Genomic DNA, 20,477 nt, shown 5'->3' on the forward strand with positions numbered 1-20,477 from the left:
GGTCAAGCCCGAGGATGACGGGTGTGAGGTGATTTTTTAACACCAAACCGCTCCCATAATCCCCAGCCGATCAGTCCTCATGGTGAGGAGGCCCAAAGGGCCGTCTCGAACCACGAGGACGGGTTGGAACCATCAATTCAAGCGCTGACGCGTTCGCCCTCGCCGGCAAAATCCACTGCGGCAAAAGCGGCCGCAATCACCTCCGGCCCTGCGCCCGGCTTGTTGGCATCGGTGGAGAGGATCTGGCGATAGCGGCGCGAGCCCGGCAGGCCGCTGAAGAGACCGACCATGTGGCGCGCGACATGCTGCAGGCGGCCGCCGCTGGCGATATGACGCTCCACATAGGCCATCATCCGGTCGCGCAGCCCGTTCCAGTCGGCCTCGACGGCGGGTTCGCCATAGAAGCGGTGATCGACATCGGCGAGGACTGCGGCATTCTGATAGGCGGCGCGGCCGAGCATGACGCCGTCGACATGGGCGAGATGCGCCTCGGCCTGATCCAGCGTCTGTATACCGCCGTTGATGCCGATGAAGACCTCGGGCCAACGCTGTTTCATGCGGTAGACGATGTCATAATCCAGCGGCGGGATCTCCCGGTTCTCCTTCGGCGATAGACCCTTCAGCCAGGCCTTGCGCGCATGGATCCAGATCGCGTCCGCGCCGGCATCGAGCACGCGCGTCATCAGCTCGGGCAACGCCTCTTCCGGCTCCTGCTCGTCGACACCGATACGGCATTTCACGGTGACGGGCGCCTTCGAAACAGCCTTCATCGCAGCGACGCAGGACGCCACCGTCTCCGGCGTCAGCATCAGGCAAGCGCCGAAGGTGCCCGACTGCACGCGATCGGACGGGCAGCCGACATTCAGGTTGATCTCGTCATAGTTATAGGCGTCCGCGATCCGCAGCGCCACGGCAAGCTTGGCCGGATCGGAGCCGCCGAGCTGCAGGGCAACGGGATGCTCGGTGGCATCGCGCCCCAGCAGACGGTCGCGCGGCCCATGAATGATCGCATCGGCCACCACCATCTCGGTATAGAGCAGCGCATGCCGGCTGATCTGCCGGTGCAGATACCTGCAATGGCGATCCGTCCAGTCGATCATCGGTGCAACCGCGAAAATTTTGCGGCCGTTTTTCAGTGCGTCGCTATACATGGGAAACCTTTCTGATCCGCGCTCTACACCAAATCCCTCAAAAAGGCCAGTTTTCGTGGCTGTAACAATGATGCTAGTTTGCCTGATGGAGTCGGATGGCAGCAGTCCTCCGAAAAAATGAAAGTTTCGAAAGCCCATATGAACGCCCCATTGACGACAGTCATTCCCCTACCCGCCCCCGTTCTTCTGCCGATCGAGGGCGAGACCGAGCTTTTCCCCGTGCGCCGCGTCTATTGCGTCGGCCGCAACTATGCCGACCACGCCATCGAGATGGGGCATGACCCGAGCCGCGAGCCGCCCTTCTTCTTCCAGAAGAATCCGGACAATCTGCTTGTCTCGAGCGATTTCCCCTATCCCGCGCTGTCGTCGGACGTGCATCACGAGGTGGAGCTTGTGGTGGCGCTGCGCAACGGCGGCACAAACATCCCGGTCGAACAGGCACTGGATTGCGTCTATGGCTATGGCGTCGGCATCGATTTCACCCGCCGCGACCTGCAGGGCGAAGCCAAGAAGCTCGACCGTCCCTGGGAAATCGGCAAGGCTTTCGATCATTCCGCACCCGTTTCCGCGCTCGTGCCAGCCACCCGCGTCGGCCATCCCGACAAGGGCGGCATCTGGCTGATGCGCAACGGCGAGGCCGCCCAGAGAGGCGACCTCTCGCAGATGATCTGGAAGGTGCCGGAGATCATTGCCGAACTCTCCAAGCTTTTCACGCTCGCGCCGGGCGATATCATCATGACCGGCACGCCCGCCGGCGTCGGTCCCGTTGCGCGCGGCGACCGGATCAGCTGCGCCGTCGATGGCGTCGCAAACCTGGTATTGAACGTCGTCTGATCGAGGAGGATCGACCATGCCGCTTTACGCCCTTGCCGGCCTGAGGCCGAAAACGCCCGGTCCCGGCCGATACTGGATCGCGCCGGATGCCAGCGTGATCGGCAAGGTCGAGATCGGCGAGGATGTCGGCATCTGGTTCGGCGCGGTGCTGCGTGGCGACAACGAGCCGATCGTCGTCGGCAAGGGCACGAACATCCAGGAAGGCACGATGGTGCATACCGATCCGGCCTATCCGACCACGATCGGCGAAGGCTGCACCATCGGGCATCACGCCATCATCCATGGCTGCACGATCGGCAACAATTCGCTGATCGGCATGGGCGCCACCGTGCTGAACGGCGCAAAGATCGGCAATAATTGCCTCGTCGGCGCCAATGCGCTCATCACGGAAGGCAAGGAATTCCCCGATGGCTCCCTGATCGTCGGCGCGCCGGCAAGAGCGATCCGCACGCTTAACGAGGCCGCGATCGAAGGTCTGCGCCGCTCCGCCAGCAACTATGTCAAGAACTGGCAGCGCTTTGCCCGCGATCTTGAGAGACTAGATTAGAAAACAATCATAAGTGCCTATGGACAGGGAAATAAACCTCTGTCCTAAGCTTACGCTGCGCAGTTGGCGCAATGGCCGCGGATTTCGATGGTCGACTTTTCCGCCTTGAACTTCTGCGATTTCAGCCAGTCCATCAGCCGGTGATCCACCTCGTGATCGTGGAATTCGATTACCTGGCCGCAGCTTTCGCAGATAGCGAAGGCGACGAGGCCGTGGCTGTGGCAATCCTCGTTCGGATGGGCGCAGGCGACGAAGGAATTGATGCTCTCGAGCCGGTGCACCACGCCATATTCGAGCAGCTTGTCCAGAGCGCGATAGACCTGCAGCGGCGCGCGAAAACCCTGATCGCGCAGCTTGTCGAGAATGGTATAAGCGCTTAGCGGCGCTTCCGCCCTAGTCAGGACGTCGAAAACAAGCGTCTGGTTCTTGGTGAGCATCGGAGTCGTCATGATGACTGTCCTCTCTGTTGCGTCGCTGGCGTGCCGGCCCTGCGAACGAGGGGCAGCAGACTGATGATAAACAGGACGAGCGCCGCAACGACGATGGACGGCCCGGACGGCGTATCGTAGCGCAGCGATCCGAAAAGCCCGCCGACAACGGCGATGGCGCCGAGCAGCGAGGCGAAAATCGCCATCGTCTCCGGCGTTGCGGCAAAGCGGCGCGCAGTGGCCGCGGGAATGATCAGCAGCGCGGTGATGAGGAGTATGCCGACGATCTTCATGGCGATCGCGATCACCACGGCCATCAGCAGCATGAAAAGCAGCCTCGCGCGCTCCGGCCGCAGCCCTTCGGCCTCGGCAAGCTCGGGATTGACCGTCGAGGCCAGTAGCGGCCGCCAGAGCCAGACGATCGCCGCCAGCACGAGGATGCCGCCGCCCCAGATCACCGCGATATCGGATTGGCTGACAGCCAGAATGTCGCCGAAGAGGAAGGCGATGAGATCGATCCGCACCCAGCTCATGAAGGCGACGATGACGAGACCGATCGCCAGCGTCGCATGCGAGAGGATGCCGAGCAGCGCATCCGCCGACAATGCCTGCCGCCGCTGCAGGAAGAGCAGCAATATCGAGACGAGGGCCGCGACCGCAAAGACCGAGAGCGTGAGGTTGAGCTGGAACAGCAGCGATAGCGCCACGCCGAGCAAAGCCGAATGCGAGATCGTATCGCCGAAATAGGCCATGCGGCGCCAGATGATGAAACAGCCGAGCGGCCCGGTCGTCAGCGCCAGTCCGACGCCGGCCACGACGGCGCGCAGGAAGAAATCGTCAAACATGGCGCTCTCCCTCGGCATGGTCATGGCCATGATGATCATCGTGATCGTGGTGATGATCGCCGTGCTCGTGATGGTGGTGACCATCGTCGGCCTGACAATTGTCGGTTATCGAACCATCCGCGTGCTGCACGCGGCCATCGGGCAGATGCGTATGGTCGTGATGATGGCTGTAGATCGCCAGGGATTGCGCCGCGCGCGTGCCGAAAAGCCGGACATATTCGGGGCTCTGGCTGACGCTCTGCGGCGTGCCACGGCAGCAGACATGGCCGTTCAGGCAAACCACCGTATCCGTGGCCGCCATGACGACATGCAGATCGTGCGAGATCAGCAGGATGCCGCAGCCTTGCGAATTACGGATCGACTTGATCAAGTCGTAAAGCGCGATCTCGCCGCTGAAATCCACACCCTGTACAGGCTCGTCGAGGACAAGCAGATCGGGCTTGCGGGCAATGGCGCGCGCAAGCAGCGCCCGCTGGAATTCGCCGCCCGAAAGATGCTGCACCTCGGCCTTGGCGAGATGAGCAATGCCGACCGCTTCAAGCGCTGCAAGCAGCTCGCGTTCCGGCAGAGGCCCCGTCAGCGTCATCAATCGCTGCACGCTGAGCGGCAAGGTCCAATCGATGGCAAGCTTCTGCGGGACATAGCCGACCTTCAGATTGGCAATGCGGTCGACATGCCCCTCGTCCGGCTTCAGAACGCCGATCGCCGTCTTGGCGCTGGTCGACTTGCCGGAGCCGTTCGGGCCGATCAGGGTGACGATCTCGCCGCGGTTCACCGAAAAATCGACGCCGCGCACCAGCCAGCGGCCACTGCGGCGGACGCCGACATCATGGAGCGACACCAGGGCTCGGCTCTTGCTGTCGATGGAAGAAAGCATGAAATTTCCAATTGCACTATTGCGCCTTGCTATCGCACACGTTATAGCATAACGCAATTGATGTAATAACATAACATACCCATTCAAGGGCATTTATCGCATGAACGCAGCAAAAGCTTTTCTTCCCCTCGCCGCCACCCTCCTGCTTTCCGGCCTGCTTGCCGGCACCACCGCGACCGCAGCCGATGCACCAAGGGTCGTCGTCTCCATCAAGCCGATCCATTCGCTTGTCGCCGCGATCATGCAAGGGGTCGGCACACCGGATCTGATCGTTGACGGTGCCGCCTCGCCGCATACCTATGCGCTGAAGCCGTCGAATGCCCGCAGCCTCCAGCAGGCACAGGTGGTTTTCTGGGTTGGGCCAGGCATGGAAGCCTTCCTGCAGAAGCCGCTCGCATCCCTCGGCGCCAATGCCACGGTCGTCGAACTCGACGATGCGCCCGGCATCACCAAGCTCAAATTCCGCGAAGGCGGCGCCTTCGAGCCGCATGACGACGGCGACGAAGCGGCCGCCGGAGAAAGCCACACGCACGATCATCATGACCACGATCACGGCGAGTTCGACACCCATCTCTGGCTCGATCCGCATAATGCCAAGGCGATGGTCGCCGAAATCACCACGTCGCTGGTCGCGGCCGACCCCGCTAATGCGCTGACCTATGAAGCAAACCAGAAGGCTCTGAACGACAAGCTCGATGCCCTGGACAGCGAAATCGCCTCGGCCGTCGCGCCGGTGAAGGACAAGCCTTTTATCGTCTTCCACGACGCCTACCAATATTTCGAGCATCGCTACGGCGTGCGCGTTTCCGGCTCCATCACGGTCAGCCCCGAAACCATTCCGGGCGCACAGCGCGTCGCCGAAATTCACAGCAAGGTCGCCGATCTCGGCGCGACCTGCGTCTTCGCCGAACCGCAATTCGAGCCGAAGCTGGTCAATGTGGTGCTGGAAGGCACGCAGGCGAAATCGGGCGTCCTCGATCCCGAAGCCGCAACGCTGCCGCAGGGGCCGGATCTCTATTTCGACCTGATGCGCGGTATCGCAAGCTCCCTGAAAGAGTGCCTCTCCTGAATGAGGCTGTGTAACGCCGAAGGAAGCGAGCCCGATGCTCGCTTTTTTCATCCAAACAAATGTAATGATATTACATTACAGATGAGGTTATCATGAACAAGAAGCTCCCGGTCACCGTCCTCTCCGGTTTCCTCGGCGCCGGCAAGACGACGCTGCTCAACCATATCCTCAACAATCGCCAGGGCCTGCGCGTCGCCGTCATCGTCAACGACATGAGCGAGGTGAATATCGATGCGGCGCTGGTGCGCGATGGCGGCGCCAATCTCTCGCGCACGGAGGAACAGCTGGTCGAAATGACCAATGGCTGCATCTGTTGCACATTGCGCGACGACCTGCTGAAGGAGGTCCGCCAGCTCGCCGGGCAGGACCGTTTCGATTACCTCCTGATCGAATCCACAGGCATCGCCGAACCCCTGCCCGTCGCCACCACTTTCGAGTTTCGCGACGAGGATGGCAGCAGCCTCTCCGACGTCTCCCGACTCGACACTATGGTCACGGTCGTCGATGCCGCCAACCTTCTCGCTGATTATGGATCGACGGACTTCCTTGCCGATCGCGGCGAAACAGCCGGCGACAACGACAACAGGACCATCGTCGACCTGCTGGTCGAGCAGATCGAGTTTGCCGATGTCGTCATTCTCAACAAGGTCGGCTCCGCAACCGCCGGGCAGCGCGACGCGGCCCGCAAGATCATCGTCAGCCTTAATCCGGATGCCCGGTTGATCGAAACTGATTTCGGTGTGGTCGAGCCATCCGAGGTTCTCGGCACGGGCCGCTTCGGCATCGATCGCTCCGAAACCCATCCGCTCTGGTACAAGGAGCTGCACGGCTTCAAGGATCATGTTCCGGAAACAGAGGAATATGGCATCCGCTCCTTCGTCTATCGCGCGAAGAAACCGTTCGACCCCGCTAAATTCCAAGCTTTTCTCAATCGTTCCTGGCCGGGCGTCGTCCGGGCCAAGGGCTTTTTCTGGCTTGCAACCCGGCCCTACTATGTCGGCGAAATGAGCCAGGCCGGCGCGCTGGTCCGCACGAGCAAGATGGGCCTCTGGTGGGCTGCCGTGCCGCAGGATCAATGGCCGCGGGACCCCTCTTTCAAACGCGCCCTCACACCTTATCTCGATCCGATTTGGGGCGATCGCCGCCAGGAACTGGTGTTCATCGGCGCCGATCCGATGAACGAGAAGCAGATTACGGCCGACCTGGATGCCTGCCTCGTCAAGGCCGATCGGTTTACGCCAGAGCGCTGGCGTGACCTGCCCGATCCCTTTGCAAGCTGGAACAGGTTGACGGCATGAAGAAGCCGAAAGTGATCAGGTTTCGCTGTCAATGCTTCGAGTGCGGGAGCGATGATATCCTGGCGCACGACGGATTGCGATCCGCCGCAGCCGAGTCGGGCCGGAGCGACGAAAAATCACGCGAAACGGATCCTCGCCTGAAGGCGGATGTGGTCGGAAAACTGCTGTTTGGGGCCTGAACGCGAGTTCAGGCCACCATCATGCCGGTGGGAACGGCAGTGACCTCATGCATGACGACCAATGCACCGATCACCTCCGACTTGGCGCGGAGCGGAGTGATAGTGCAATGGAGCGCCTTACCCGGCTCGACCTGATGATCCGCCGGGTAAAGGCATTCCACCTTTTCGCCGGCAAAGCAGGCATCGAGCTTCGCCTTCACGCTGCTTTCGAAATAGTCGGAACCGACGAATTCCGAGATATGGCGCCCGACGAGCTCCATCGGTTTCGATTTCAGGAATTCCGAATTGGCCGCGTTGCTGTAGAGATAACGATAGTCCCGCGTGACGACGGCGACGCGATCCGGCAAGCTGTCCAGAATGACATCGTTCAAAACGCCGCCTTCCTCGAATCCCGGCTCATTGTCGAGATCGGTTTTCTCACTCGAAAACGCCCGCAGGGCCTCGCCGGCCGCCTGGTTTGCGCCGCCGAAATAACGGTCGATCAGCACCGAAAGCGAAGCGGAATTGTGCATCACTCGCGACCGATCATCCGCTTCTTCTCGGATGAGATTGTTCATGAACTGGAGCTGCATGTAGATCTCAAGCAGACTCGCGGCCTTGTACGCCAAAATCGCCGCGATAAGTGGCTCCAATTCACGATCAAGTGACGCTACAAGCTCATCGTCGCCAAGTTTTATCGCACGCTGAATCTGATTACATTTCATGGAGAAGGCATGAAAGAGTGCCAGCAAAATTGCCCTCCTGTCCCTGAACACAACAGGACGCAGGGGCCTCGTTTCCCGGCGTTGCCATGCCCAAGGATATTCAGTTTGGTGTCCGCATTCTCACCAAACTTTCTACATTGTGAATTAACATGACTTACCCCCACTTTCAATCCGGATGAACGGAAGTTCTCGGAAAAGGAGAACTTTCTGAAATGCAAGGCTTACCGGAGCAATGACGGCATGAAAGACTGGATGCAAATGTGCGGCATGAATCCGTCGCGCAAGCGCCGGATACGGGCCTAGAAAACGGTTTTCTTGATATTCCAGCGATCATGATACCAGAGCCATTGCTCGGGATTTTCCCTCACCCAGCTCTCGACCTTGTCGTTCAGCATCTGCGCCGTTGCCGTCAGATCGAGGCCACCCGCCTCGTTGCGCGGCATCTCCAGCTTCGGCTCGATTTCCAGCCGGTAGCGATTGCCGGGCAGCCGGATGCAGCGGGTCGGATAGACCTCGCAATTGAACTGGCGCACGAGTTTCGGCAGAAGCGGATTTGTCTTCACGTCCCGGCCAAAGAACCGGGTCTTCAGGCCCTTGCGAAATTTCTGATCGACCAGCACGCCGACACCGCGACCCGCCTCCAATTCCCTCGCAAGGCTGAAGGAGGACCCGGCATGCGACGGCACTAGATTGCCCATGCGTTTTGCACGGAAGTCGAAAACTTTCTTCGCGACATAGGGGTTGTTCGGCGGACGGAACAATACGGTCACCGTCAGACCAAAGGCGGCGCCGGCGACCGGCAGCAGCTCGAAATTGCCGGTATGCCCGGTAAAGACGATGAACGGCCGCGGATTGTCCCTGAGATCGAGGAAGATCGGAATGCCCGAAACCTCGATGCGGCCGGGCTTGTCGCTATGGGGATCGAAATCGAACAGCCGGTCGAGAAAGACGTATTCCGCCGCGAGCCGGCCCATATTGCCCCAGCTTGCGCGCGCGATCTCCTCGATTTCCGCCTCGCTCTTCTCGGGAAAGGCATTGCGCAGATTGGTCAGCATCAGCTGATGCCGGCGCATGCGCGGGCCGATCTTGCGGGTCAGCCGATCGGCAAAATTGATGCCCGCATCCGCCGGAAACAGCTTCAGGAAATTGAGGAATCCGAAAATGACCTGAGCCACCAGCCACTGCCGGAAATTTCTGAGCGCAAGGACGATCCGGGTGATGAAGAGCTTCACGCGGCTCAGTCCATCTTCAGGATGATCTTGCCGAAGATCTGGCGCGATTCCATTCGCTCCAGCGCCCGGTCGATATCACTGAAGCTTACCTCGGTATCAATGACCGGATGGACAAGCCCGCGCGCCATCTTCTGCATGGCATTGGCCATGTTCTCCATGCGGCAGCCGAAGGAGCCAAGCAGCTTCAATTGCTGCTGGAAAAGCATCATGAGATTGATATCGGCCGAAACGCCCGACGTCGAACCGCAAGTGACGAGACGGCCGCCGCGCTTCATGCAGAGCATGGAGCCGGCCCAGGTATCCTTGCCGACATGCTCGAAGACCACGTCGACGCCCTTCTTCTTCGTCAGCTTGCGCACGACACCCTCGAACCGGTCGGTGCGGTAGTTGATGACATGATCGGCGCCCAGCGCCTTGGCCTTCTCGATCTTGTCGTCGGAACCGACCGTGGTGATGACCGTGCAGCCGATCTTCTTGGCAAGCTGGATGGCAGCCGTGCCGATGCCCGAGCCGCCCGCATGAACGAGGATCGTCTCGCCCGGCTCCAGCTTGGCATTGTCGAAGAGCATATGCTCGACCGTGCCGAAGGTTACGGGAGCAAGGGCTGCGCCGATCGCATCGACGCCGGGAGGCGCCGGAACAAGCAGGCGAGCCGGGAGATTGACTTTCTCTTGAGCGAAACCGTCGAGATGGAAGCCGTGCACGCCGCTGACATGTTCGCAGAGATTGTCGCGGCCTTCGCGGCAATGACGGCAAAGACCGCAGGTCCGCGCACCGTAAATGGACACGAGTTGCCCCGGCAGCACGTTGGCGACGCCCGGCCCGATCGCTTCGACGACGCCAGCAGCCTCGGCGCCGATGACCAGCGGCATCTTGCGCTTGGCGAACGCCATGCCGCGCCAACCCCAGACGTCGATATGATTGAGCGCGACGGCCTTGACGCGCAAGGTCACCTCACCCGCGGCCGGAGCATTCGGTTCCGGCAGATCGGTGATCTCAAGTTTGCGGTCGTCGATCAGTTGCAAAGCACGCATGGCAAAGTCCCTCGCCCCTCGGGCGCAGTTATATTCTGTTTTTCAGACGTCCGCTTAAGCCGGTTCAAGCGCCATGACAAGGCTGGCATTCTGACCGCCGAATCCGAAAGAGTTCGAAAGGACGGCATTCACCTGCTTTTCACGCTTCTTGTTCGGCACCACGTCGAGGATGATCGACGGATCCGGATTGTTGTAGTTGATCGTCGGCGGCAGTGTTCCGGTCAGCATGGTCTGCAGCGAGAACACCGCCTCGACTGCACCCGCCGCCGTCAGCGTATGACCGATCATCGATTTGTTCGACGAGACCGGAATGGTCGGAAGCCGCTCACCGAAGACAGCGGACATTGCGCCATATTCCATCTTGTCGTTCTCCGGCGTCGAGGTGCCGTGAGCGTTGATATAGCCGATATCGCTCTCATCCATGCCGGCATCGGCAAGTGCCGCGCGGATCGTCGCGATCGCCGGGCCGCCATCGGGCGAAGACCGGGTGCGATGGAATGAATCGGCCTTGTCGCCGGCGCCCTTCATGATGCCGAGAATCTTCGCGCCGCGCGCAATCGCTGCTTCCAGCGATTCCAGCACCAGGGTCGCCGCCCCTTCGGCGATGACGAAGCCGTCGCGGTCCTTGCTGAAGGGCTTGGAAGCCTTGGTCGGCGGATCGTTCTGGGTCGACAAGGCCGACAGCAGCGAGAAACGGATCAATGCCTCGGCGCTCAGCGAACCATCGGTCGCGACCGTGAGCGCCCGCGAGGTCCGGCCCTGGCGAATTGCCTCGATGCCGAGCTGGATTGCCGTCACGCCCGATGCACAGGCCGTCGATAGCGTCACCGGCAGGCCGCGCGTGCCAAAGCGGTCGGCAAGCCGTTCGGAAATGGCGCCGAAAAGTGCTGCTTCATGGAAAGCCGGATCCGGACGCTGGCGCATGGCGGCGAGGAAGCGCTCATAGGCGTCACCCTGATGATCGGCCGGCGGCGAGCGGTCGGCGAGCGCGAAACGCGCGCTCCATTCCGGCTCGATCGGCGGCGCGGCCAGGAAGAGCGGCGCGTCGAAATCGCCCGAAAAGCCGGCCTGAGCCAGAGCTTCGATAGTCGTTTCGCGGGCAAAGGCGTAGGAGCGCTCGACGGCGTTCGGCACCGGAATATCGATGAAATCCACCGTGCCGGCGATACGCGTCGAAAGCCCGTCCGTTGGGAAGCGTGTAATGTCGTGAATGCCTGATGTGCCGGACGAAAGCGCGTTCCAGTTATCCTGCAGGCCCTGCCCCAGCGACGTGATGATCCCCATGCCTGTGACGGCAACGATCGGACGTCCGAGATGATCCTTGTAAGCGGTCATATCCTGCTCCTCACGCTTCAGCGGAAAGTACGGCGATGCCTTCACCGCGCGAATGGCCGACGGTCGTTACCACCGCTTTGCGCGCACCCGTCGCCATCGGCTTTTCGTGGCCGGCATCGAACGGCGGAACCTTGGCCTGGTTGGCGAGGGCAAGTGCTGCGAAGGCGAGCCCGAGCGGAAACTGGCTTTCCAGTCCGTGGCCGGAAACGCCGGAATAGGCGCGGATGGCCGAGCCCGGAAGCTGCGCCTCGAGCACGGTTTTTTCGCGCTGGGCCAAATCGGGGATTGCCGTCGTGCCGGAAAAGACGACCGTCGCGTCGCCGGACACCTGCCTGGCAGGCGCCAGCAGGCGCTCCAGCCGCGCTTCGAACTTGCCCTCGTCGCGACGACCGCGATCGCCCTCGACTGCATCGATGGTTGCATAGATATGCGCGCCGCGGCCCTCGGCATGGGCACGCGATTCAAGAACGAGGAACGCGCTCAGCGATCCCATGATCATGCCGCGGTCTTCCGGCTTGCGCGACCAGACGGGATGCCAATCACCCTGAGCGTGGGCATTGATCGCCTCGATCAGCAGGATCATGTCCAGGCGTTCAGCAGAAAAGGCGCCACCCACGAGAGCATGGCTCGATTCGCCCGACTTGATGCGATGAAAAGCAGTCTCGACGGCGGAAATGCCGGCGGCTTCCTCACCCATGAAGGTGCGCGACGAGCCCGTCACCTTGTGGACGATCGAAATGTTGCCGGCAAGCAGGTTGGAAAGCTGCGCCAGGAACAAGGTCGGCCGCAGTTCGGTCGTCAGCTTCTCGTTTAGAAGCAATTCGCGGTCGTTGCGCTTCAGGCCTTCGTTGACGATCAGCGTATCGACATTGGTGTCGCGCTCGCCACCACCGGCGGCAACGATCATGTCCATGGTGCCGCAGGCTTCCAGATCATCCTTGAAGCCTGCATCGTCGAGAGCAAGGCCCGCGGTGAAGACGCCGATGCGCTGCCAGTTTTCCATCTGGCGCTGATCGCCCCGCTTTGGAATCTGCTGCGACCAATCGATCTCAGGCAGCGGATGCACGGGATAGGGCTTGAACTTCTCGGTTTCGACGATGGTCGGCGGCGCCTTGTCCGCCTTCAAAAGGGCGACATGCGCATCCTTGCCGACGCCCTGACAGGTAACGACACCGATACCCGTGATCACCACATCATTCTGAGCCTTGCTCATTCATCAATCCTCTTCGAATGCGGCGGCGCCGAACAAGCCGGCAGCATCAACCGTTGGCGGCGATAGCGTCGAGAAGCCCGACTTCGCTCGCCCGCTTGCGCACGATATCGCCGAGCGGCAACTCATTAAACGGCATGGTCCGCAGCTTCAACTGCGCATCGCAGACCTTCTTTCCGGCGATCGTGATGCGCGCCTTGGTGACGGCGAAGCCCGAACCGTCGTGCTCAAGTTCGGCCTCGATATCAAGTTTCGCTTCCGGCTCGACGAAGGTCCGCATCTTGGCGCCATCCACCGACATCAGGAATGGCATATAGGCAAATTTCGTCGCGGCAAGCACGAGCATGCCCGAGGCCTGCGCCATTGTTTCGATCAGCAGAACACCCGGGACGAGCGGCATGCCTGGGAAATGGCCTTCGAAAACCGGGCTTTTCGCCGGAACGACGGAATGCGCCTTCAACAGGCCCTTGGACAGATCGACGGATTCGACCCTGTCGATCATCTGGAAATATTCCAGCAGCATCAACGCCTCCGCTCCAACCCGATAACGCAGGATGCGCCGGGCGGGATACGCTATTTAAGAATGAAACCGCCCGGCCGCCATATTCAGGGGCGGCTGGGCGTCAAAAAAAAGCAAGGATGTTGCTCAGCCCTTGGCGGCGCGCAATTCATCGATCTTGGCACAGAGATTCTTCAGCACGAAATACTCTTCGGTCGAGACCTTGCCTTCGTTGACTTCCTGCGTCCACTTCTCGAGCGGGATCTTGATGCCGAACTCCTTGTCGATAGCGAAAACGATATCCAGGAAGTCCAGGCTGTCGATGCCGAGGTCGTCGATCGTGTGGCTTTCCGGGGTGATCGTGTCACGATCGATTTCGCTGGTTTCAGCGATGATGTCGGCAACTTTGTCAAATGTAGCAGTCACTGCCCATACCTCTTGAAATAATAATTCACCCCCTCATAGGCAAATCCATATCAAAAGCCAATGGTTTCCGCCAGAAACTCCGGCAATTTGGCGAAGCACTGTTGCGCAAACAGCAAAGTGACAATCGCGTCACAATTGCGGGATCAAGGGCGACATGCGCGAGATGCGGCAGCGTTGCGGCCACAGCGAAGCGAAAGGCTTGCCGCGTTACGGCGCTAGTCGCTGATCACGATACGGGTATTGTGAAGCCCCACATCCGATGCCATCGCGAAGAACGTGGCGGCGTTGCGCGTATCGAGCCGCACGCAACCATGCGATGCCGGCCGGCCAAGTCGCCTCACCTCGTAAGTACCGTGAACGGCATAGCCGCCGTTGAAGAACACGGCATAGGGCATCGGTGCATCGTCATATTTCTTCGAGCGGTGATCCCTGGACAGCCATTTGGCGGTGTAGGAGCCGAGAGGCGTCACATAGCCCCTGCGAGCTGTCGATACCCGCCAGCGATATTTGAAAGCCCCATCCTCGGAAACGGTCATTGTTTGCGATCGAAGATCGATCACCGCAAGAACGGTTCCGGCATGAGCCGAAACGGCATGAAATTGCATGAACAGACATGCCGTTGCTATGAGTGCGACACGCTTCATCTTGTCCCCTCCGACTGTTTGCTTCCTTCTGAAGCAATTCAGACGATGGGAGAGTCTATCGCTATACTGATTATACCAAATTAATACATATAGTGAGCGATTGCTTAATTTAGGGGCGCTCACAGCAGCAGCAGAAATCCCAAAAAGGCGAGAAGCGTCAGCATCGAGCATGCGGAATAGAAGATGGAAATGCCGGCTTCGATATCGCTGACGGTGGCGGTGTCGCGGCCTGAGCCGTTGATCATCGGTTCGCGCACGAGTTCCCCGCCATAGATTCGCGGACCGGCAAGCTGAATATCAAGCGCGCCTGCCATGGCCGCCTCCGGCCTGCCAGAATTGGGCGAACGGTGCAGCCCACCATCCCGGATAGCGATGCGGATCGCGTTTCCAAGCGCGGCGATTCCTCGCTTGACCAGCGCTCCGGCGGCAATCAGCAGGATTGAGAGCCGTGCAGCCGGCCAGTTGGCAATATCGTCCAGGCGCGCGGCGGCACGACCGAAATCTATATAAGTCTCGGACTTATGGCCGATCATCGAATCGGCGGTATTGAGCATCTTGTAGAAGAACAAGCCCGGCAGGCCGAAAACGCCATACCAAAGAGCCGGAGCGACGACCCCGTCGGAAAAGTTCTCGGCGAGGCTTTCGATGGCCGCGCGGCAAATCCCAGGCTCGTCCAGCGTCTCTGGATCGCGGCCGACGATGCGCGAGACGGCAAGCCGTCCGCCTTCCAGGCCGTCGGTGCGCAGCGCCCGCGAAACCTCTTCGACATGATCGCCAAGGCTTTTCTGTGCCAGGAAAACCGCCACGAGTATCGCTTCGACCAATATGCCGAGCCAGCCGAAGAAGGCGAGAAATCCGTGAATGGCCCAGCCGGCGATGGCAGCTCCCGCAAGCAGCGCGATGATCGACATGACCCCGTTGCGGCGGCGAAGCGCTCCGGGCAGGTGCTTTGCATTGAACCGGCCATCGAAATATGAAATCGCCTTGCCGAACAGCACGACCGGGTGCGGAAAGCGCTCCCACAACCAATGGGGATCGCCGACGATGCGGTCGAGCAGCAAGGCAAGGACCAGAATGAGCAGATGTTCGTCGGCGGTCATGTCGAATATTCCTCTAGTGCCCCGGCGAGTCTGCGATCCGCCTCTTCATGCGGAGCAAGACCGAAGCGCAGCCAATTGCGCGCATAATCGAACTTGCGAACCAGAATATGGTGGCGGCAGAGATGGGTATATATGCCCTCGGCGCGGTCGTCTGCAACAAGCGCAAACAACATCGCGCCTCCCGCAACATTGAGATGCGACCGACGCAGAACTGCTTCGAGAGCGGCGTGGCGCTCAAGAATGCGATTGCGGATGTAACTTGTGTCGCTTTCCATGAGGGACGCCGCGATCGAAAGCGCCGGCCCGGACACCGCCCAGGGGCCGAGCCAATCCTCGAAACGGCTCATGATCGCGGCCTCGGCAATCACGAAGCCTAGTCGCAGACCGGCCAGGCCGAAAAATTTTCCGAAGGAGCGGAAGATGATGAGATTCGGCATCGAGGCGGCAAAAGGCGCCATGCTTGCCGCCGGCTCGATATCGCCGAAAGCCTCGTCGACCAAAAGGATGCCGTCGTGCTGGCGCTGCCTTTGATGCAGATCCCGCAGCTGCTCGATAGGCAGCGTCCGTCCGTCAGGATTGTTGGGATTGACGGCAACGACCAGCCTGTCATCGGCGGTGAGCTCGGCGATCGTCGATACCTGCCGAACCCGCAGGCCCGCGAGCGTGAAGGCGCGCGCATATTCGCCATAGGTCGGGGAGAGGATCGCGACGCTGCCCCCGGGCACGAGCCTCGGAAGCAATTGAATGACCGACTGCGTGCCGGGAACCGGCAGGGGCAGAATATCGCCACTGCGATAATAGCCCTTCGCCGCCGCTCGCGCCCGCTCCTGCAAGTGCTGATCCGGCAGCCGATGCCATGCCGCGACGGGAATTTCGGGTAACGGCACGGGATTGGGGTTGATACCCGTCGACAGATCCAGCCATTCCTCCGGACGTCCGCCATATTGCCGTGCCGCCGCGGTAATGCCGCCGCCATGGATGATCCTGCTCGTCATGCTGCGTCACCGGCAAGATCGATCAGGTGCATATAGGAACCCGCGACATTGGCGCGCTGCAGACCGGCAGCGCCCAGATCGGCATCGAGCGCATCCCTGACCGCAAACAGGCGATCCGCCTTTCCTTCCGATACAATGGTCGAATAATGAAACTCATGCGCCGTCATCGGCTTGTCGAAGAAGGAGCCGGCAAGCGGCACGACGCGCCGATAGCCGAGATGACGCTGCCGCTTTTCGTAGCTGGTGACGACAGGCAATAAGCCGAGCATCCCGTGACGGGTGCCCGCCGCATCCACTAGCCCCTCGCCGAGCACCATGTACCCGCCGCACTCACCATAGATTCGTACTCCGTGCCCGGCCGCAGCCTTCATGCCATCCTGGAAATGCCGAGCAGCAGCAAGCTTTTCGGCGTGCAATTCCGGATAGCCGCCCGGCAGATAGATGGCATCGGCATCGCCCGAAGGCGCCTCATCCGCAAGCGGTGAAAAGAAGGAAATCTCCGCCCCTCGGCGCCTCCAGCCGAGCAGCATATGCTCGTAGCAGAAAGCAAAGGCTATATCCCGCGCCACGGCAATGCGCTGACCAAACGGCATCAGCCGCGCAATATTCGCCACCGACGGACGGACGACATGCTGCTGCGCCGCCCGCAGGAGCAGTTCGAAATCGCAGACCTTCGACACGACCTCAGCGGCCGCTTCGATGAAAGGCTCCAGCGCGCCATGCTCTCCCGCCTGCACCAGCCCGAGATGCCGCTCCGGCAATGCGAGGCTGCTGTCGTTGCGGATAACGGCGACGACGGGCATGCGCACCGCATCCAGCGCCTGACGCAGCATCCGCTCGTGCCTGTCGCTGGCGACGCGATTGAGGACCACACCGGCAATGCGGATATCGGCGCGGAAATTGGCAAAGCCGCTGACGACCGCCGCGACCGATTGCGACATGCGCGAGACATCGACAACGAGCACGACGGAAAGGCCGAGCAAGGCAGCGAGATCGGCCGGCGTTCCCGTGCCGTCGGCCGCGCCGTCGAAGAGGCCCATCATTCCTTCGATGACGAGCATCCGCCCGCCGGCCCGATGAAGCGCCGAATTGGCGGAAATGAGCTCGGCGCGCATGGCCCAGGGGTCGAAATTGAGGCAAGGCGATCCGACCGCCGCCGCGTGGAAGGCGGGATCGATGTAATCCGGTCCGGCCTTGCCGGATGCGACCGCAACACCCCTGTTTCGCAATGCTCGCAGCAGACCAAGCGTGAATGTGGTCTTGCCGGAGCCTGATGAGGGTGCCGCGATCAGAAGGCCGCTCATGCCGACACCTTGCGTCCGCTCTCGCCGGGCCTTTCGGTAGCCGGCAGCAGCTCTCGGCCGGAAAGCGCGCCAAGCCAATCGAGCGACGGCCGCAATTTCACCACCTCGCCGACGACGACGATGGCCGGCGGCTCTAGGCCGGATGCTTCGACATCGCCAGGCGCTCGCCCGAGTGTCGTCTCCAGCACCCGTTGGGAAGGTGTGGCGGCATTGCAGACGAAGGCAACAGCTTCATCCGCCGAACGGCCAGCCGCGATGAGATTGGCGCTGATCTGGGCGATATGCTTCATAGCCATATACATGACGATGACGGGTGATCCCCTGCCGATCGCCTCCCAATTGATGGCGTCCGGCACAACGCCGGACGAATCATGGCCGGTGAGGAAGGTGACGGCATGGTTGACGTCGCGATGGGTGACGGGAATGCCGGCATAGGCCAAGCCGCCGATCCCAGCCGTAATGCCAGGCACGATGCGGAAGGGAATGCCGTGCTCGACCAGCGTCAAAGCCTCCTCGCCGCCACGCCCGAAAACGAAGGGGTCGCCCCCCTTCAAGCGCAGCACGCGCTTGCCCGAACGCGCCAACTCCACCAGCCGCAAAGAAATGTCGCGCTGCTTGGCCGACGGCTTGCCGCCGCGCTTGCCGGCATATTCCAACACTGCGCCCGGGCGGGCGAGCTTGAGGCAATCCTCATTCACGAGTGCGTCGTGCACGATGATGTCAGCCTCCGCCAGCCCTTTGGCGGCCAGCAGCGTCAAAAGCCCCGGATCGCCCGGCCCGGCGCCTACGAGCCAAACGGAGCCCGGCTCCAAGACCGGCAGCGTGGAAAAAGCGGTATCGTTCATCCCATGTGTCCTATGCCCGGATGGCTGAAATTGCAACGTTGAGAACGGGATAAGACAGTCGCAGCCTGACGTCGTTCCATGGCGGATAGTATGCGACGGAAGGTCTGAAATGCGGCGATGGCGCGCTATGGGCTTTGCCAGCGGCGACAGATCGCTAGAAAACGAGCGGCGGAGCGCTCCAGCGTCCGGATTCAACATCTCAGGACATTCGAGTATCTATATGAAAAAATGATAAAATACAGCTCCACCGGAGCGGGAACGCGAAGGGAGCGACACCACTCCCTTCGCATGGGTCTCAGTGCTTGACCTTGCCCACGATCACGTCGCGGATCAGATCGATAACCTGCTGCGAGCGAATGCCGGTGCAGACGATCTGGCTCGGCAGATTGTCCCAATCGCCCGGCGGGAAGTGACGACCGTCCGGCTTGACGATCGTCTGGCCGTCGGCAATGCCGCCGCAGACGACGCGGACCGAGCCCTCGATCGTGTCGAACAGCTCAGGCGCGACGACATAAACGCAGGCGCAGCTGTCGTGCACCATCATGCCGTCCTCGACGGCATGCTTGTAGAAATCGATATAGGACTGCGACAGATCCGACAACAACTGCACCGAAGGCCCGCCGTCCCTCGCCATATCGGCCAGATAACCGCGGCTCATGGTCGTCACCGCCGTCACGTCGAGACCGACCACAACGACCTTCCAGGCTGCCGTCATGACGAAATCGGCCGCTTCCGGATCGCCATGAATATTGGCCTCGGCCACCGGCGAAACATTGCCCGGCACATAGAAATTGCCGCCCATGATCACGACGCCCTTCACGAGCGGAGCGATCTCGGGATCATGCTTCAGCGCCAAGGCCAGATTGGTCATACGGCCGACGGCGACAAGCGTCACCTCGCCCGGATTGGCGCGAACCGTGTCGATGATGAACTGATAGGCGGGCCGCGGATCGGCCGTCAGGTCGATCGTCTCGGGCACCTCGATGTCGCCGAGGCCGTTATGACCGTGAACCATCGTCGGCCACGGACGCTCATGCCGAGAAGGGTCGAAAGTAACGCTGGCGCCACGCGCCACCGGGCAGTCAATATTCCATTCGCGCTTGAGGAACAGCGCATTGCGGGTCGTCGTATCCACCGAGGCGTTGCCGAAAACCGTGGTTATGCCGAGAAGGTCGATATCCGGGTGACGATGCAGAAAGAGAAGCGCCATGGCGTCGTCAACGCCCGGATCGGTATCGTAAATGACCTTATGCATGATTTATCCTTACCAACATACTGAATAAGCTTGATCTTTCGGAAACGTTCATCATCACGGATCGCGCTTGAACTACCGGCATACACGAGAACCGCCGATGGGGAAATGCCGCCGCGATCTCCTATGAGCCATTTGTGAGATTTGCGTGGCGAATTCGACGTTCAGGCGATCCTGGCGATCGCCGCCGTCGCAAAACTGGATTTGATCTTCGGGAGCACAAGCTCGGAATCAGGTCCGGCCGCCGCAAGCGCCGCCGCCTCCGCAACGCCGTGACAACCGACATGGGCGAAGACGAGTTCGGATGGGTTCTTCAGCCTGGGTGTCTCCCGCTCCAATGCAGCCGCCTTGAAAAAGCGGACCGGCAGACGAAAATGCGTGGCGGTCTCAAGGATGGCGGGCTCATCCATGCGCGTATCGATCGAGACGACGGCCAGAACCTCTTCGCTCCCGATTCCAGCCTCCTGAAAGGCTCTTTCCGCAAGCATGCGCACATCGTTCCAATCGGTGCCGCGCTCGCAACCGAGCCCAAGAAGATAGCGGCGGGTGGAATTGGCATAAGTCGTCATATTCGCTCCCAACAGCGTCAACCGATATCACAGCTGTAGCGAGCGCCTTTCGGCGCGTCAATTTCGCTTGGTGTGTCCCGATAGCAATTGCCTTGTGGCG

23 protein-coding genes are annotated in these 20,477 nt (G+C 60.8%); 5 read left to right on the forward strand and 18 right to left on the reverse strand.

Translation table 11 applies throughout. From position 1 onward, the window contains the following. Nucleotides 1-137: 137 nt before the first annotated feature. Nucleotides 138-1,151 (reverse strand): tRNA dihydrouridine(20/20a) synthase DusA, encoded by a 1,014-nt coding sequence (gene dusA / locus CCGE531_RS11360; protein ID WP_120664250.1) that lies wholly within the window; start codon nt 1,149-1,151, stop codon nt 138-140. A 138-nt stretch (nt 1,152-1,289) separates the two neighbouring features. On the opposite strand from dusA, the gene CCGE531_RS11365 reads away from it, so the two are divergent. After that, nucleotides 1,290-1,985, forward strand: a complete 696-nt coding sequence (locus CCGE531_RS11365) for a fumarylacetoacetate hydrolase family protein (protein ID WP_120664251.1) — start codon at nt 1,290-1,292, stop codon at nt 1,983-1,985. Nucleotides 1,986-2,001: 16 nt separating this feature from the next. Then, nucleotides 2,002-2,532, forward strand: coding sequence for a gamma carbonic anhydrase family protein (locus CCGE531_RS11370; RefSeq protein ID WP_120664252.1), 531 nt, complete (start codon nt 2,002-2,004; stop codon nt 2,530-2,532). Nucleotides 2,533-2,582: 50 nt separating this feature from the next. Here CCGE531_RS11370 and CCGE531_RS11375 read toward each other — a convergent pair whose 3' ends face one another. The 3 genes from CCGE531_RS11375 to CCGE531_RS11385 are packed head-to-tail and all read right to left on the reverse strand — an operon-like array spanning nt 2,583 to nt 4,682. After that, on the reverse strand, nt 2,583-2,981 hold the full coding sequence (locus CCGE531_RS11375; protein ID WP_120664253.1) for a Fur family transcriptional regulator: 399 nt from the start codon (nt 2,979-2,981) through the stop codon (nt 2,583-2,585). Next, nucleotides 2,978-3,805: a zinc ABC transporter permease subunit ZnuB gene (znuB, locus tag CCGE531_RS11380; RefSeq protein ID WP_120664254.1), complete on the reverse strand. Its 828-nt coding sequence runs from the start codon at nt 3,803-3,805 to the stop codon at nt 2,978-2,980. Before znuB ends, CCGE531_RS11375 begins: the two co-directional genes overlap by 4 nt. After that, nucleotides 3,798-4,682, reverse strand: coding sequence for a metal ABC transporter ATP-binding protein (locus CCGE531_RS11385; protein ID WP_162943890.1), 885 nt, complete (start codon nt 4,680-4,682; stop codon nt 3,798-3,800). Before CCGE531_RS11385 ends, znuB begins: the two co-directional genes overlap by 8 nt. Before the next feature lie 100 nt (nt 4,683-4,782). Between CCGE531_RS11385 and znuA the strand changes: the two genes are divergently transcribed. The 3 genes from znuA to CCGE531_RS11400 all read left to right on the forward strand — a co-directional run bounded on the left by znuA (nt 4,783) and on the right by CCGE531_RS11400 (nt 7,228). Next, nucleotides 4,783-5,751 (forward strand): zinc ABC transporter substrate-binding protein ZnuA, encoded by a 969-nt coding sequence (gene znuA / locus CCGE531_RS11390; RefSeq protein WP_120664256.1) that lies wholly within the window; start codon nt 4,783-4,785, stop codon nt 5,749-5,751. A 92-nt stretch (nt 5,752-5,843) separates the two neighbouring features. Beyond that, nucleotides 5,844-7,049: a GTP-binding protein gene (locus CCGE531_RS11395; RefSeq protein ID WP_120664257.1), complete on the forward strand. Its 1,206-nt coding sequence runs from the start codon at nt 5,844-5,846 to the stop codon at nt 7,047-7,049. After that, nucleotides 7,046-7,228, forward strand: a complete 183-nt coding sequence (locus tag CCGE531_RS11400) for a hypothetical protein (protein WP_120664258.1) — start codon at nt 7,046-7,048, stop codon at nt 7,226-7,228. Before CCGE531_RS11395 ends, CCGE531_RS11400 begins: the two co-directional genes overlap by 4 nt. A gap of 8 nt (nt 7,229-7,236) precedes the next feature. Here the strand turns inward: CCGE531_RS11400 and CCGE531_RS11405 are convergent, their stop codons facing one another. The 14 genes from CCGE531_RS11405 to CCGE531_RS11470 all read right to left on the reverse strand — a co-directional run bounded on the left by CCGE531_RS11405 (nt 7,237) and on the right by CCGE531_RS11470 (nt 20,377). Then, the gene (locus tag CCGE531_RS11405) at nt 7,237-7,959 is read right to left on the reverse strand and encodes a PAS domain-containing protein (RefSeq protein ID WP_120664259.1); all 723 of its coding nucleotides are present in this window, start codon (nt 7,957-7,959) and stop codon (nt 7,237-7,239) included. 272 nt (nt 7,960-8,231) lie between these two features. Further along, nucleotides 8,232-9,164, reverse strand: a complete 933-nt coding sequence (locus tag CCGE531_RS11410; RefSeq protein ID WP_120664260.1) for a lipid A biosynthesis lauroyl acyltransferase — start codon at nt 9,162-9,164, stop codon at nt 8,232-8,234. A gap of 5 nt (nt 9,165-9,169) precedes the next feature. After that, nucleotides 9,170-10,198, reverse strand: a complete 1,029-nt coding sequence (locus CCGE531_RS11415; protein ID WP_120664261.1) for a zinc-binding dehydrogenase — start codon at nt 10,196-10,198, stop codon at nt 9,170-9,172. 54 nt (nt 10,199-10,252) lie between these two features. After that, nucleotides 10,253-11,533: a beta-ketoacyl-ACP synthase gene (locus tag CCGE531_RS11420; protein WP_120664262.1), complete on the reverse strand. Its 1,281-nt coding sequence runs from the start codon at nt 11,531-11,533 to the stop codon at nt 10,253-10,255. Between the two features lie 10 nt (nt 11,534-11,543). Further along, the gene (locus CCGE531_RS11425; RefSeq protein ID WP_120664263.1) at nt 11,544-12,746 is read right to left on the reverse strand and encodes a beta-ketoacyl-ACP synthase; all 1,203 of its coding nucleotides are present in this window, start codon (nt 12,744-12,746) and stop codon (nt 11,544-11,546) included. Nucleotides 12,747-12,792: 46 nt separating this feature from the next. Then, nucleotides 12,793-13,266: a 3-hydroxyacyl-ACP dehydratase FabZ family protein gene (locus CCGE531_RS11430; RefSeq protein ID WP_120664264.1), complete on the reverse strand. Its 474-nt coding sequence runs from the start codon at nt 13,264-13,266 to the stop codon at nt 12,793-12,795. 123 nt (nt 13,267-13,389) lie between these two features. Next, entirely contained in the window at nt 13,390-13,668 is a 279-nt protein-coding gene (locus tag CCGE531_RS11435; RefSeq protein WP_120664265.1) for an acyl carrier protein, read from the reverse strand. Nucleotides 13,669-13,883: 215 nt separating this feature from the next. Beyond that, nucleotides 13,884-14,312 carry a L,D-transpeptidase gene (locus CCGE531_RS11440; RefSeq protein WP_120664266.1) on the reverse strand — a complete coding sequence of 143 codons (429 nt, stop codon included), beginning with the start codon at nt 14,310-14,312 and terminating at the stop codon, nt 13,884-13,886. 119 nt (nt 14,313-14,431) lie between these two features. After that, on the reverse strand, nt 14,432-15,412 hold the full coding sequence (gene cbiB / locus CCGE531_RS11445) for an adenosylcobinamide-phosphate synthase CbiB (RefSeq protein WP_120664267.1): 981 nt from the start codon (nt 15,410-15,412) through the stop codon (nt 14,432-14,434). Continuing rightward, nucleotides 15,409-16,407: a threonine-phosphate decarboxylase CobD gene (gene cobD / locus CCGE531_RS11450; protein WP_120664268.1), complete on the reverse strand. Its 999-nt coding sequence runs from the start codon at nt 16,405-16,407 to the stop codon at nt 15,409-15,411. Before cobD ends, cbiB begins: the two co-directional genes overlap by 4 nt. Then, entirely contained in the window at nt 16,404-17,711 is a 1,308-nt protein-coding gene (locus CCGE531_RS11455; RefSeq protein ID WP_120664269.1) for a cobyrinate a,c-diamide synthase, read from the reverse strand. The genes cobD and CCGE531_RS11455 overlap by 4 nt, the downstream gene beginning before the upstream one ends. Further along, entirely contained in the window at nt 17,708-18,556 is an 849-nt protein-coding gene (gene cobA / locus CCGE531_RS11460; RefSeq protein WP_120664270.1) for a uroporphyrinogen-III C-methyltransferase, read from the reverse strand. The genes CCGE531_RS11455 and cobA overlap by 4 nt, the downstream gene beginning before the upstream one ends. 295 nt (nt 18,557-18,851) lie before the next feature. After that, the gene (locus CCGE531_RS11465) at nt 18,852-19,811 is read right to left on the reverse strand and encodes a nucleoside hydrolase (RefSeq protein WP_120664271.1); all 960 of its coding nucleotides are present in this window, start codon (nt 19,809-19,811) and stop codon (nt 18,852-18,854) included. A gap of 161 nt (nt 19,812-19,972) precedes the next feature. Next, entirely contained in the window at nt 19,973-20,377 is a 405-nt protein-coding gene (locus tag CCGE531_RS11470; protein WP_120664272.1) for a cobalamin biosynthesis protein, read from the reverse strand. Nucleotides 20,378-20,477: the final 100 nt, after the last annotated feature.

Origin of the sequence: Rhizobium sp. CCGE531, assembly GCF_003627795.1 — a bacterium.
Classification (GTDB): domain Bacteria; phylum Pseudomonadota; class Alphaproteobacteria; order Rhizobiales; family Rhizobiaceae; genus Rhizobium.